8 protein-coding genes are annotated in these 14900 nt (G+C 36.5%); 4 read left to right on the top strand and 4 right to left on the bottom strand.

Annotation, left to right across the window (positions count from 1 at the left end; genetic code table 11):
* Positions 1-23 precede the first annotated feature (23 nt).
* On the bottom strand, positions 24-1157 hold the full coding sequence (locus tag ABMA72_RS08365) for an HD-GYP domain-containing protein (RefSeq protein WP_392857898.1): 1134 nt from the start codon (positions 1155-1157) through the stop codon (positions 24-26).
* 229 nt (positions 1158-1386) lie between these two features.
* On the opposite strand from ABMA72_RS08365, the gene smc reads away from it, so the two are divergent.
* Both smc and ABMA72_RS08355 read left to right on the top strand, forming a co-directional pair.
* Entirely contained in the window at positions 1387-5070 is a 3684-nt protein-coding gene (gene smc, locus ABMA72_RS08360; protein ID WP_392857897.1) for a chromosome segregation protein SMC, read from the top strand.
* Positions 5070-5660, top strand: coding sequence for an outer membrane lipoprotein carrier protein LolA (locus tag ABMA72_RS08355; protein WP_393056809.1), 591 nt, complete (start codon positions 5070-5072; stop codon positions 5658-5660). The genes smc and ABMA72_RS08355 overlap by 1 nt, the downstream gene beginning before the upstream one ends.
* Here the strand turns inward: ABMA72_RS08355 and ABMA72_RS08350 are convergent.
* Positions 5641-7599, bottom strand: a complete 1959-nt coding sequence (locus tag ABMA72_RS08350) for a transglycosylase SLT domain-containing protein (RefSeq protein ID WP_393056807.1) — start codon at positions 7597-7599, stop codon at positions 5641-5643. The genes ABMA72_RS08355 and ABMA72_RS08350 overlap by 20 nt on opposite strands.
* Positions 7600-7742: 143 nt before the next feature.
* On the opposite strand from ABMA72_RS08350, the gene rimO reads away from it, so the two are divergent.
* Positions 7743-9128 (top strand): 30S ribosomal protein S12 methylthiotransferase RimO, encoded by a 1386-nt coding sequence (gene rimO / locus ABMA72_RS08345; RefSeq protein WP_392857890.1) that lies wholly within the window; start codon positions 7743-7745, stop codon positions 9126-9128.
* A gap of 5 nt (positions 9129-9133) precedes the next feature.
* Here the strand turns inward: rimO and ABMA72_RS08340 are convergent, their stop codons facing one another.
* The gene (locus ABMA72_RS08340) at positions 9134-12925 is read right to left on the bottom strand and encodes a putative Ig domain-containing protein (protein ID WP_392857888.1); all 3792 of its coding nucleotides are present in this window, start codon (positions 12923-12925) and stop codon (positions 9134-9136) included.
* A gap of 206 nt (positions 12926-13131) precedes the next feature.
* Between ABMA72_RS08340 and ABMA72_RS08335 the strand changes: the two genes are divergently transcribed.
* Complete coding sequence (locus tag ABMA72_RS08335; RefSeq protein WP_393056805.1) at positions 13132-13908, top strand: hypothetical protein; 777 nt, start codon at positions 13132-13134, stop codon at positions 13906-13908.
* Here ABMA72_RS08335 and epmA read toward each other — a convergent pair whose 3' ends face one another.
* Complete coding sequence (gene epmA / locus ABMA72_RS08330; protein ID WP_393056803.1) at positions 13909-14871, bottom strand: EF-P lysine aminoacylase EpmA; 963 nt, start codon at positions 14869-14871, stop codon at positions 13909-13911.
* Positions 14872-14900 lie beyond the last annotated feature (29 nt).

The following is a 14900-nucleotide window of genomic DNA, read 5'->3' as shown; positions in this document are numbered from 1 at the left end:
AGAGGAATAAATTCCTCTACTTCTTATTTTGAAATTTTATTTGGATTATCAGAAGCCTTAGTAAAGTTTTCACCAAGCTTTTTAGGTTGAACTTTTTGAACTGGAAGTTCAGCATGAGCAATCTCAGTGTTGAAGTCTTCTGGAAGTTCAATCATTGTCTTACCTGTGAGTAGAACCTTTGAAACTTTCTTTACAAAGAAGTCAAAAATTTCTGAATCAATCTTTTTTCCAACGGTTCTTTTCATTATCTCTAGGGCATCTTCAATTGGAAGTGCCTGTGAATAAGATCGTTTCGTTGTGATAGCGTCGAAGAAATCTGCGATAGAAACAACTTTTGAAAAGATATGATGATCTTCGCCTTTGATTCCTTTTGGATAACCTGAGCCATCAATATTTTCATGATGTTCCACGATAACTTTTTCTATCGTCTCTTTCTTAAGGCCTGGGAACTCTGGGTTTGCTTCTCGAAATAATTCAACACCGAGTTCTGGATGTTTTTTAATTTCAGCAAATTCTTCATCTGTAAGATTACCTGTCTTATTTAAAATTTCTGTGGAAATTTTTGTCTTACCAAGATCGTGAAGAAGTCCGCCAAGTCCAATCGCAACAAGGTCCGCTTCACTGGCCTTAGGTTTTAGTTGTTTATAAATAAGAACACTGTACATACTCACATTAATAGAGTGGTCATACGTATAGAAGTCGTGAAAAGATAAATCCCCAATAAGTTTTTTTAGACTATTGATATCATAATCCTTAATTACATCGACCATGGCCTTCATTGAGTCATGGCAACCATCGAGTGCTTCGCCAAGAATTTCTGTATTGAATTCTTTCCCAGGGTTAAAAATATCATCTAGATGTTTGACCGCAGAATCTTTGATAACAGATACCTTATCAATAGATTCTATGCTTTCATCTTCGGCCAGTGACTTTAGATAAAGTCCTCGTTCTGATTCGAGAACATGGATCCTCTGATACTTTTTAAAACCTTCAATATCTTCATCGTTAAGCACTTCACCGGGGCGTACTATTTTGACGTAGTGATCCTTTCCTTTGACCGTGGAAGAGTTGATGTAGATATTGTATAGAAGCGGCTTTTCTCGCACAACGAGGTGAAAGTCGATCGTAAAATAAACTGTTTTTGAGTTGCTATCCATTGCACATTTATCGGCATAATTGGTGTTCAGGTAAAGTGCTGGTACGAAATACGTACAAGTAAATATATTGTGTTAGTTCTTGTTAGGATTTACACAAGGTAAGTTGTTGATTTCACATTTCTTATTTAGCGGAACTGAAATTTTAAAAGTGTACGATTAGGTGCTTAAAATGGTACATTAAGGCCTACACAACACACATTATAGAGATAAATTGACGGAGTGAATCAAAGTGCAACTGAAAAGACTAATTATCCAGGGCTTTAAATCCTTTAAAGATCGTACAATTATTAACTTTGACGATGGTATTACGGGGATCGTTGGGCCAAACGGATGTGGTAAATCGAATATTGTTGATGCCTTATTTTGGATTATGGGCGAGCAATCAGCTAAACACCTAAGAGGGAATTCAATGAAGGACCTTATCTTTGCTGGTTCTTCAAAATATAATCCTGCTGCATGGGCAGAAGCAACACTCGTTCTTGAAAACACAAATGGAAAGCATATTCATATTGGTGGGAAAGTTGCTAACCCTTCTGAGATTCAACTAACAAGAAAGCTATATAGAAACGGTGATACAGAATATCGTATCAACGGAGAACCAGCTCGTCTGAAAGATATTCAAGAAGTATTTATGGATACAGGTGCTGGTGCAAAATCATATTCAATTATCGCACAGGGTGAGATCAACAGGCTTGTTCAAGCAAAGCCAGTTGAGCGCCGTACTATGATTGAAGAGGTTGCTGGTATTACGAAATTTAAAGTTCGTAAGAAAGAATCAATGAGAAAAATTGATGCTACTGAGCAAAACCTTAATCGTCTGAATGATCTTACGATTGAAATTGAAAAGAATTTAAAATCTCTACAAAAACAAGCTGAGAAGGCCGAAAGAGCTCGTACGCTTAAGGATAGAATCAAACGCACTGAAATCTCTGTTGTTGCACATAAAGTATTTGAAGATCTTCGCGAACTTCGCGATGGAAGCACTGAGCTTCTTGAAAAGAAGTCCAATCTTGAAGAGTGGAGTATGAAGAAAGACTCTCTTGAAATCTCTCTTGAAGAAGAGCGTTTTGAAAGAGAAGAGAAAACTGCAAGAATCGATGAGTCTCAAAAAGAAAGAAATGAAGTATCAAATAAATTAGCTGCTGCTGAAGAAAGGCTGAATGCACTTTGTAAGTCTTTAACTGATAAAGAAGAGCAACTAGAGCAAAGACAGAAAGAAATTGATGAATTGGCCCAAGAGATCGAAGAGAGACTTCTTAAGAAAGAAGAAATTGAAACTGAGATCAACGATGTCATCACTTCTTCAAAAGAAGATTATGACTATGAAGCAGCAAGTGAGAAGCTTGAAACGCTTAAGTCTGAGCTAGAAGATAGACAAGCTCAAATTAGTGAGCTTGAAGAAGAACTATCAATTAAGAAAGAAGAGCTTGTGAAAATGGATCAACAAGCTTTCCAAAATAATTCTAAACTTGAAGAATACGCTGCAACTCTTCAAGACCTTGCAACAGAAATTGAAGCAATCGAGAAGCAATACTCAGGTGTTTCAAGTGAACTTGCAAAGGAAAGAGATGATGTTATGGCCGCTAAGAATTTAGTGGAGGAATTAACGGAGTCTGAATTAACTCTTAAGGAGACAGTTAACGAACTTACACAAAAAGATCGTGACCTTGAATCTGAACTTAAGAACTTAACAAAAGAACAAATTACTAAGCAATCAAGACTTTCTTCACTAAAAGAAATTCGCTCTTCTCTTGAGGGTGCGAAGGAAGGTGTTTCTAAGTTTCTAAGTGAAGTAGATTCTGATAAGTACACTGTTCTTGGTAATATTATTAAGTGTGATGACAAGTATACAAAAGCTGTAACAGCTCTATTAGGAGAGTTCCTCGAATCTCTTGTTACTTCAGAGAGTGATTTATCACTTCTTAAAAATTGGGTAACTGAGAATGATGAAAATGCTCTTGAAATCTTACTTGCTGATAAGTCTGCAGATATTATCTCTGCTGAAGCACGTGAAAGAATTCAAGTTAAACTTGGTTCAGAGCTAATTACTCTAAGTGATATTATTGAACTTCCTGAAGAGTATAAAGCTAAACTAACTCCATATTTATCGAGTCTATTTATTGTTGAGACTCTTGATGTTGATAAAGTTGTTTCACTTGAGAGCTCAATCTCATTTGGTGGAATCTCGGATATTAGTGGAAATATTCAAGTACGTAATCGTCAAAATGCAACAGTCCTTCATGTTAAAGGATCTGGTGAGCAGGGACAGAGTGCAATTGAGAGAAATAATACAATTGAAGCACTTGAAAATGAATTAGTAAGCCTTAATGAAAAAGTTGCTAATCTTGAAGAAGAGGTTACAGCTTCAAATGAGTTACTAAGAAATAAAGTTGCTGAACTTGAAGATTCACGCCTTTCTCTAAGTGAAGCTCGTGCTGATTATGCAGCTAAGAACTCTGCACTTGAGTCTAAACTTGCTTCAATGGAGTCGGGAAATACAAGACTTGATATCTTAAAGAACCGTAAAGATGAGACATCTAAGCTTAGACTAGCAATTCTTGAAAAAGAAGAGTCATTCAATAAGGACAAGTCGGAAGTTGAAGAGGCCATTGCTGATATTAGTGAAAGAGTTCAAGACCTACGCGATAGCTATAATGAAATGAATGAAGTTTATGAAGCTGATCGTGAAGTATATGTTTCAAAACAAGTTGAAGCAAAAACTTTTGAACAGCGAGTGACTTCACTACGCTCTCAATCTGAAGATATTGAAAAGCAAATCGAAAAACAAAACCTTCGTAAAGAATCAAATACAGAGCTTATCACTAAGTTAGAAGGTGAGCTTGAGAATATGCAAGTTGAGATTGAAGAGCTTGAAATTTCAAATAATGAAAAAGCAGATATCCTTGCAAGTAAAGATGAAGTTCTAAGCATAATGAAGGATGAGTTCTCTGAGCTTCTACTTGCAATGCAAGAAAGAGAAGACCAAGTTAAGGAACTATCTAAGAATATCAATAAGGCAGATAAAGAAGTTGCTGAAAAAGAAGTACGTCTTGAAAGATGCCTGAACGAAGAAGAAGAAAATGTTCGTAATATCTTTGAGAAGTATCGTGTTGATCTTCGCGAATCAATTGGACGCTACCTTGAGTACGCTGAAACAGATTTTGAAAAGCTTAATGATGTTTCAACAATGTACTTTATGGAAACAGAGAATGGTCCAAAAGAAATTGAAAAAGAATCATATGAATTTGTTCGCAAGTACGGCCAAGACCTTAAGGATCAAGGCTTTAAGCTTAAGAACTATAAGTCTGAATTTGGTCGCCTAGGTGAAATCAACTGGCAAGCGATTGAAGACTACGATAGACAAAAGCTTCGTTATGACTTCCTAAAAGTTCAAGAAGTTGAATTAAGAAAGTCTCTTGAGGATCTTCAGAATGCAATCAATCACATCGATGAGAAATCAAAAGAAAGATTTAAAGTTGCTTTTGAAGAAGTTGATACGAGATTTAGAAAAGTTTTCCCAATTATCTTTGGTGGAGGGGAAGCTCGTCTTGAAATCGTTGGTGATATTGATGATGCTGAATGTGGAGTTGATATTATCGCTAAGCCGCCAGGGAAGAAAATGCAGAATATTAACCTAATGTCTGGTGGTGAAAAGGCCATGACTGCGGTTTCTCTAATCTTCTCGATCTTCCTAGTTAAGCCATCACCATTCTGTCTACTGGATGAGGTTGATGCTCCTCTTGATGATGCCAACGTTGGACGTTTTAATGAACTTCTTCGTGAAATGAGTGCTGAATCACAGTTTATTCTTATTACACATAATAAGAAAACAATGGAGCTAAATGATACACTATATGGTGTAACAATGCAGGAGCCTGGTGTTTCGAAGGCAGTTTCGGTACAATTACAGTAATGAAAAAACTACTACCACTTTTAATGATTTCTAATATGGCCTTGGGTTTTGTCCCAAGGTCTTTTTCGACTGAGTATAAGCAAATTGTAAAAAATCAACTGACAGGAACTCCAAAAGAGTCGACTGGAAAATTTGATTATGAGTACCCTGGTAAGCTTAGGCTTGAACAAAAGGGATCAGATGCACTTGTTTATGTCACAAATGAGAAAACAACTTGGATCAAAAGAGATGGCTTCATGCCAGGAGATCCAGCAGAAGTAATTATTCATAAGGGTAGCGATAAAGGCCTATCTAATTTCTTTGACCTTTTAAAGAGTGGCCTAAAATCAAATAAGAATTATAAAGTTAAAGATGGAGCAAGTTATAGTGTTCTTATCTTTACTGAGACTTCTGTAAAATCAACTGGTGTTGTTGAAACAAAGCTAATTTTTAAGGGAAAGAAAGAATTCTCTAATATAGCTTCAATTGATATTAATTACGCTGATGGGAAGGTTGTTAAGCTTGAGCTTAGCAACGTTAAGAATGAAAGCTTTAAGACAAAGCACTTCATCCTTAACGTTCCAAAGAATGCTAATGTGTCATATCAATAAAACCGCCACGGAAGAAGTTTTCTTTCAACGTTAACGGCTCATTACTTAGAAGACGAGAGTAAATAAGGTAGTTTCTAGCGACTAGTTTTACATACTTTCTCGTTTCTTTATAAGGAATCTCTTCAATAAACTCTAAGTCCGGAAGGATAATACGACTTCGCCAACGACGAATTGGTGTTCCGCCTGCATTGTAGCTTGCGACAAAATCGATAAAATTATTATTTCTTCTCTTCATAAGCTCATTTAATAAAAGGCTAGAGAAGGTAATGTTGATATTAGGATTATATAAATCTTCATATCCTTCGTATGGAATTTTATAGCGACGAGAAAGTCTCTTTCCTTGCTCTGGAATTAGTTGAAGCAGTCCAAATGCATCAGCTGGAGAGCGTGCATATTGGTTAAATGCTGATTCTTGACGTGCAATACTCATAAGTAGTGGAGTTGTTACCGTTTTAGAGCGATTATTTTCTAAAAATTCTTTTTTAAATGCCAAAGGAAAGGCAAATTGTGGATCCTCTTTTAAGATCTTCTCTTGTATCTTCGAGTCCTCTCTAAAGAATTTAAAGATCATAATATTGTAGTATTTAGCAGCATAAAGATCACTAAAGCTGACTTTGTCATTACTATCAATAATCTTTTTAGCGAGGTCCGTGTTTCCTAGATAAACTGCCCAAGCGAGTTCATCAATTGAGATATCGAACTTTTCTCGATAATCAATATGCTTAAGCTTAGTATGATTCATATGTGCTATCTGCCCATAGTAACCAAACTGATCTTCTTTTTGAATTCTGAGAAGTAGTTTTTGTGCTTCATCAAAACGATTTAACTTTTTTAGGCCAACAAACTTCCAGTAGAGAAAACGATAGTTCGGTTCATCGCTATTTTTTTCTTCAAAGCGATCAAACCACTTTATCATCTCTTCATAATTACCGGCCTTGTAATTTGTCCAAGCAACGTTCCAGACAATACTTTCAAGGTGCTCATGCTTCCCTTCTACTGCAGCATAGGCTTTCTTGTAGAACTTAATCGAACGATCATATTTTCTAAGATCTTCAAAAATTCCACCTATCGTATAATAAGTCGTAACGACATACTCTTTTGGAACCTCTTTAAATAATAAGAGATTTCTTAAAACACGTACTGCTCTTTGAAGCTTGTCTTCCGTCCAATAAATTCGCGCAAGTCTAATTGTGTACTCGGCATGTCTTTCTTTTAGCTCTTGGCTTTCTCGATTCTTTTGTAAGTAGAGAACAAGGCCTCTGATATTATCTCTAAAGCTGTCGTTCTTTCTTTCTCTTTTGTAAGAGTTTGCCAATCTAAACCACGCCTCGACCTTATCCTCTTTAAGAGTGTCTTTATCGCGAATAATTTTTCGGTAGAATTCACGGGCCTTAACGAATTGGCGATCTTGTTCAAAGCTTTTGGCCACATCTAAGTAGTTTTCACGCTGTGGCTCTTTCATATAGCGAGGTGAAACATCAATGAGTTTTTGATAGATGCGTTCTTGCTGCTGACTACCATCTTCAAATTTTTTCATGGCATCAAGTAAGAGCCTCTCAACTTCACCCTTTGTATTTAGATAGTCGACTTTATTTAAGACAGCACTAGCATAGACATCTGTGTAGTAAGTTTTTGAAATAATTGCATCAATTAGCTCTTCTCTTGCCCAGTAGGGATAGGCTTCAGTATTTTTATACTCTTCACTTAACTCCTGAATGCTCTTTGTACAATTCTTGTGATAATTGGAACGTAACCATGGAGCGAGAGGGAATTTCGTATGAAGAAACCTTTGGTACTCATCACAACTAACGGAATTATTCTTACTAATTTTAGAAAGTAAATTCGTTAGAGCACCATCTTGTGGTTTGGTTTTAGGAGGTCTTGTTAAATTTGTACAAGACAAGGCCAAAATAAATGTAGTTAGTAAGGTAAATCTCATTAACTACTAGGATAGGCCTTTAAGTAACTTCCTTCAAGTGTCTGAAAATAGGCATTTCTGTTCCTAAAAAAATTACATAAGGCATTGAAAAAACGTCGGTTTAACACTATAAGTAGCTACTTTAGCTATACATGGAGAATTATATGTCTGAGATTTCATCTCAAGTTAACCAAAAATTTAATGACCGCACGGTTTATTTTACTTCACTAGGGTGTTCAAAGAACCTCGTTGATGCACAGGTTATGCTCGGGCATATGGGACTTAATGGTTTTAAAGTTGTAACAGAGCCTCAAGATTCTGAGGTTATTGTTGTTAATACTTGCTCATTTATTGAAGCTGCTAAGCAAGAATCTATTGAGATGATTCTTGATCTTGCAGACTATAAAGATGAGGAAGTTGGTAATTGTAAGGCACTGGTTGTTTCTGGTTGTATGGCCCAGAGATATTCAGATGAACTTGAAAAGAGTCTACCAGAAGTTGATATGTTTATTGGTACAGGTGAGTACAATAAGATTGTTCCTCTTTTAACTGCACTTGAAAATAATAAGCTAGAGAAGAAGTCATTTGTTGAAGTTCCAAGGTTCATTCACACGGAATTTGATCCAAGGCTAAACACTTCTCCATTCTATACAGCATGGCTAAAGATCTCTGAAGGCTGTAATAGAAATTGTACTTTCTGTATTATTCCAACTCTTCGTGGACGTCTTAGATCACGTACCGTTGAGTCTCTTGTTGAAGAAGCAAAACACCTTTCTTCTACAGGTGTTAGAGAGTTAAATCTAATTTCACAAGATCTATCTGATTACGGTGTTGATCTTAGTGATGAAAATAACCTATTCGAACTCCTATCAGGTCTTGAGACTGTTGATGGGGTTGATTGGGTACGTCTATTTTATTTCTACCCAGACGAACTTACTGATGAAGTTATTGAAAAAATGGCAACATCTTCAAAAGTTTGTAAGTATCTTGACATGCCAGTTCAACACTTCTCGGACTACGTTCTAAAGCGTATGAACAGAAAGATTACTGGTGAAAAAATTATGGAGCGTATCACAAAGCTTCGTGAAAGAATCCCTGGAATCGTTCTTAGAACTTCAATCATCGTTGGATTCCCTGGTGAGTCTGAAGAGGATTTTGAAAAACTGCTTGAAGGTATTAAGCAAGCTCGCTTCAATCACCTTGGTATCTTTAGATACTCAGATGAAGAAGGAACACCAGCTTACCGTCTAAAAGATAAGAATTCACAAGAAGTTATCGATGAGCGTTTTGATCGTCTTTATGAAGTTCAAAAAGAAATTGCAAGAGAGCTTAATCAAGAATTCTTAGGACAAACGGTAGAAGTTCTCGTTGAAGGTACACACGAAGATACAGATCTACTGATCGTAGGTCGCCACTTTGGTCAGGCTCCTGATATCGACGGTAAGGTAATTATCAATGACTTAAATGAGAGAGATTTAAAAATCGGTGACCTCGTTAAAGTTGAGATCACCGACGTATTAGATTTTGATTTAGTTGGACGTGTGATTTAGCCTTACTAAGGCTCTTCTTCCCAGTCGTTGTAAGGAAATGGTATTAGCTGACGTCCAGTAATTGCCGTTCCTGCTCCAAAGGTTGCGTGAAGCGGACGTGTGAGCTGAACAGCATTTGAGTAAACTCTTTTTACGATATAAGTTTGTCCACCAATAATAACATTCATACCAGAGTAGAGTTGACTTGATGATACTGTATAGAAGTAGAGTGAACCAACTGAGCCATTTCCTGTCGTAATAGCAGTATATGAGTTTCCTAAGGTTGGTGCAGAAGCATCTGTACAAGCAGAGTAGTTTGTTGAGTTAGTGTAATCATCCCAGTCACTAAACTCATTTAGTGGTTCATCAAAGACATCCATGTTTGTTCCTTCATCCATGCTCGCAATAGTAACTTTATCAAGATTATTCATCTCATAGTTATTATCCCAATCTCTAATGTGTAAGTTGATTCTAGCCTGAGTAACTGAGAATTCATCGAGACAAGAGAAAGTATAGTAAGGCTGTGCCCCCATAAATGGATCAAGAATTTGGTTCGGATCACTTGAAAGGCTTGCACTTTCCGCGTGACGCTTTATACCCTCTGAATAGTATTCGGTGTTATTTACTGAGTTATAACAAGAGTTTTCATGTGCAAATGAAGCAATTGATCGGTTTGATCTAGCACCTCGTTTTTGAGGAGTTTTTAAAACACTTTCATAATTTGCTCCACTAAATGCCTGGATAACAGTTGAACTAAAACCGTCTGCGAGTTCTTCAGTGTTAAATACATCCTCAATAGCACCTTTTCTACATAAGAATGCATTCCCTTCACACTGATGTTCTAAAACTTCGACAGTATTTCTATAATATGCTGGATCGCCTGTGTCAGCGTTTGCTTCTGTGTAAGTATAAACAAGCTCTGCATATTCGAAAGAACCATTGTCACAATTTAAATCATGATACTTACCTGAACATAGGTCATCAAGTTCTCCTCCGAACGGAACACCATTGATATAGATTCCATCTGCATAGTAAGTACTTGCAGGTGTTGCTCCTCCTAGTCCATCAGTAGCTGTATTGTCGGCTGGAGCTACACCCGCTGCATCTGTAGAGGTTCCTGTTACTACTTGTACAATATAGCGAGCAGCTGCACTGTAAGCAATGTCTGAAGTTGAACTACGAGTCATCATTGGTCTTTTTTTGTAAAAGTAAAACGGCTTATAGCGAATACTATGACAAATACCTGGGCCTACATTTGCTTGTAGTTTAAGTTCTCTAAAGTAAATATTGTTCTCACCAATATCGACAAAACAATCAATATCAATAACATCTTCAACATCTGATGCTAGGGCCCTTGGGTTACTGATAATATCTCTTTTCTTAATGCGACACTTATTAAAGAAGTTATCTTCACCATCCTTATGAGTGAAAAATTTTGGTGTGTTTTCTACTTCAACAGCAACTTCAAAATAATCTTCGATTAACAGATCGAATGATGCTGAGAAACTACCAAGGATATTTTGTGCAGTTACAGTATATGTCTTAGACGAAGCTGCAATTTCAGGAGTACCGATAATATCACCTGTCTCTTCATCTAAAGATAAACCTGGAGGAAGTTCTGGGCTTACGCTATATGCAATATCTTCTCCCTTTGGAAGTGTGGATTTAATTACTGAATCAATGCCACGATGTAGTTCAAATGTCGTTAGTGTTTGAAAATCACTGATTGTCGCTCCATTTGCACTGTATGGTCTTACAGATGAGAAAGCTTCTCCTGGAAGTGTCATCGTGATCGGTACACCGTTTGTACTTTGTAAAAGAGCTGTATTGTCACTACTATTGATTTGCGATGCAACGAGATTTGCTCGACCCGTATTCGTGAGAATATCCATTCCACTAACAAGTGAAGATACGTCAGTAAATGTTGCTCTCATTACTGGAGTCCAAACCTCATTAAGTATGTATGCCGTTGCGTTACTACAATCTTCAAGTGCATTATTAGATGCAATAAAGTCTTCACTAGAGTTAGTGTCGTTAATGTTCTTCGTTTGGTTAACAAAGATGATATTAGCAAGTCCTGCATCTGTTGGATTTCCAGTAACAACTGCGCGAGCAAATTTATCTGTTGGTGCAGCTGGAAATCTCATACACAGAGCTGGTCTTGTTTCTAGGTAAGTCGGAGTAAAGGCAGCAGTGGAGTTTAAAGACATAATGTGAGTAAGAGATACTGGAGTTGTTTGTATAACAGCTTCTTCATCTAAAAAGTTCTTATAATTATCAACTGAGATATCTTTTACAAACTCACCACTGATAACTTGAACAATTAGGTATTTCTCATTTCCATCAATATTCAAAATTCTTTTGATAATACCTTTTGCGCCGTTGCTAAGTGGCGGAAGTGTTGCTGCAGAAATTTCTTGTCCTTCAGTAAAATTCGAAGTTGTTTGAACAAGATTTTTTACTTTAAACGCAACAAGTTGAGAGTAAGATAAATCTTCTGGGGGATTGATTATGCCAATATCAATTTTAAACGTTCTTGTCGAAATATCATTTTTAACTGTAACAGTGTATTCAATTGGTGATTGGTAACTATGATCTGTCCCACCAGAAGTATCAATAATATATCCAAATAACGGGCTATCTACATTTTTTACAAGTCTTAATGTCGAAGGCAAGTCTGGTGTAATTGAAATATCAGTACTGTTTATATAACCAATATGTTCAGCTGCAGCTTCAGTTGTATCGTTAATCAATCTTAAATTGATATTTGAATCGGGTTGGAAAAAGTATTTTACCTTACTGATTACCCCTTCGCTATTTGAAAATGGGAAAGCATTATCAATTAGATCTCCAGGGTATAGAGAGCCAGAAGTAAGAGTACCGTAAATATTGTTACTAGCATCTTTGTATGTGATTGTTCCTGTTGCACCGTTTTCAGTTGTAAATGTTTCACTTGTTAATCCGTTTGTGAGAAATCCGCTATTATCATCTAGCTTAAACCCGACAAAAACAGGACCTATAAAAGGAAATGCAACAGTATTTGTATTTGTTCCATCGTAATTATAATAGCATGTTCCAGCATTTAGATAAACGTCTCCAATAGTTGGAGTCGCTGGAGGAGTCGTTCCAATACCTGTACCAGTACAGTTGAAAGACTGTTGCGTCTCAAAAGTAAGTCTTTCAGGAATAGGAGCTTGAATTGTAACTCTTGGTTGTGAAGTTGTTGTTAATGTTAGGGCCGTTTCCGTTGAAGGGCTGTAAAAATTGAAATTAATTGGTGCAAGTGTGAAGCTTCTAAGAGGTGAAACTGCACTATTTGTTATTTTAATAAGACCAGTTTGATTACTGGCCGTAAAATGAGCAGCATAAGTTGTCATGATATCAGAACCAAAGTTAAAACCAGGGTTTGAAATTGGATCTAAAAAATTATTTTTAGATGCATTAGATAGAGTAAATACACCTTCATTTTCTTTGATATTGTAATCACCAAACTCACCATCTGGTGTTATGAATTCAACAACGTTTTTACCCCCTGTTGAATTGGCTAAGCTAGAGTCACCAGTGATAAAAATATAATTGCTCGCATTGTCGTAAAAAACAGAAGTTGGGTCTGTAATTTTATCTCCATCAATCTCATTACCATTTTCATCGATAAAGTCACTCGGTGGATTAACCACTTCTCCAACAGAGCTTGATGCATCATCACTGCTTGCGCCATCTTCTTTAAACTTCGTTAAGCTATCTGGCACACATGAAGTTGCGATGAGCAGAAGGATTAATATTAAATGTAGAGACGGTTTACCTTTTAACGTTTTCATAGTTTCATTATCGAATGATTCTTAAACAATCTTTACCTAAATTCATTAGGCCAGTATTTGTCAGCAGTTAGAGGTATTAATTGCCTAGAACCTAGACACAAAATTGACAAATTTTGTTGGCTAAAAATTGCTAACTTCCTAAAAATTCGAAGCACCATTATAATAGTGTTTATATTGATAAATACTTGATTATTCGGGAGAGAGTTGTGAAGAGATTCGTCTTAATTTGTTTGATTTCAACTTCTGCATTTGCACAGATAACATTTCTACAAGAGCTAAGACCTTTTGTGGAAAAGAATATTTCGACATCGTTGGCCGATAAGATTTGGGGAGAAAAAGATGAAGTGGAGCTTCCTGCAATTCCTATCGTTAAGAAAGATGCAAAAGACTTAAGTGTTTATTCAAAGAAAGAATATAAGTCACCTTTTACTAAAGAGCAGATGTCTCAGTACAATCTATCATTTATCAATGAGCTTATTAAGGCCACGCGCGAGCTTGACGCTAACAGAGATGAGTTATCAAAATGGTACGCAACTCTTGAGCAAGGGGGAACACGTGAAGGTGTTTATCGTTCACTAGTCCTTTCTCAATACTACCAGCGTCTAGAAAATTATAACCAGCAAACTTCGAAGGCCGCCAAAGAAGTTACAGTTACAATTTTTAAAAAGTATCTTAATAAAGATCTCGATATTAAAAAACTTGATCAATTAAATATCTATTCAGTGAAAAGAATTTTAGTGGAGAACTCAATTGATGTTCAAGATACTCTACTAGCAAAATCTCAAGATGAGTTTGCTCGTTGGTATGCGGTTTATTCAGCAGAATTAGCAAATGCATTTCCTATTTGGAATAGTAAACTACGTTCTGCAAAAGAGAGCGGAGTGCACTATCGTTGGGCGATGAAGATGACTCCTGATGTTGTAAAATCTGAATTTATCTTGAAGACTCACTTATTATTTAATCGACTTCAAAAGAAACAATAATTAATCATAGAAGGCGTCTTCTTCCATGCCCGTTAAGGACATAAGAAGGCGCTCTACTCCTAGTGCGATCCCCGCACTCTTTGGCAATCCTTTCTCCAGCTGATTTAAAAATCTCTTAGGCCAAGGCAGACTGTAGCCATAAAGCTCTTTTTTTAATTTTGCATCTTTTTCAAAACGAGAACTTTGTTCGCTTGAGTCAGTAAGTTCATTGAAACAATTACAAATTTCGATTCCACGGCAATAGACCTCAAATCGTTCACATACTCTAGGATCATTTTCTTTAATTGTTGAAAGTGCGCGTAGAGGCGCAGGAAATTCATAGAGAAGAAGAAAAGGGTGCTTCTCCATTTCTGGTTCAATATAATTATACATCAGTAGAAAGAAGAGATCGTCCCATGCATAATCATCTCTATTTCCTGAAAGATTAATTCTTGAAAATTTTTGATCAATTAAATTATAGAGCTTATCGCGATCCATGAGTTCAAGAATATCGATATTAAGAACTTCGAAAAATATCTCCTGAACAGTCACTTTCTTTATCTTGTCATCGAGATCAATAACTCTGATTCCTTTTGACCTTAAGTAGGCATGACAAAATTGATAGAGGTTGATTGTGTCCTCCATGATCTTTTCATAGTTCTCTCTAGCTCGGTACCATTCAAGCATGATGAATTGCTTTCTGTGAGTGGAGCTGTTTGGCTCGTCGCGAAAACAGTAACTCATGGTAAATATTTTTTCGAGGCCTTCTTGAAGCAATTCCTTCATATGAAATTCTGGTGATGTATGAAGGTAGAACTCGTGATTCTTGTTTTGATGCACTGAGTGGATTGCAAAGGGATGAATGTGAACTTCCATGCCCGGATTTTCCACAATTGGCGGTGTCAGCACATCCATAAAGCCATCTTTATTGAAAAAATTTCGAATTGCTTGTTGTAGATGAAATAGTTCGATCTTATTTGTCATTTTCACGCCAATTTTCGCCTTAAATATTG

The sequence above is a fragment of the Halobacteriovorax sp. CON-3 genome, from assembly GCF_043196995.1.
In the GTDB taxonomy this organism is placed as follows: domain Bacteria; phylum Bdellovibrionota; class Bacteriovoracia; order Bacteriovoracales; family Bacteriovoracaceae; genus Halobacteriovorax_A.
The sequence above is the reverse complement of the archived record's forward strand: the minus strand, read 5'-3'. Positions and strand labels throughout refer to the sequence as shown.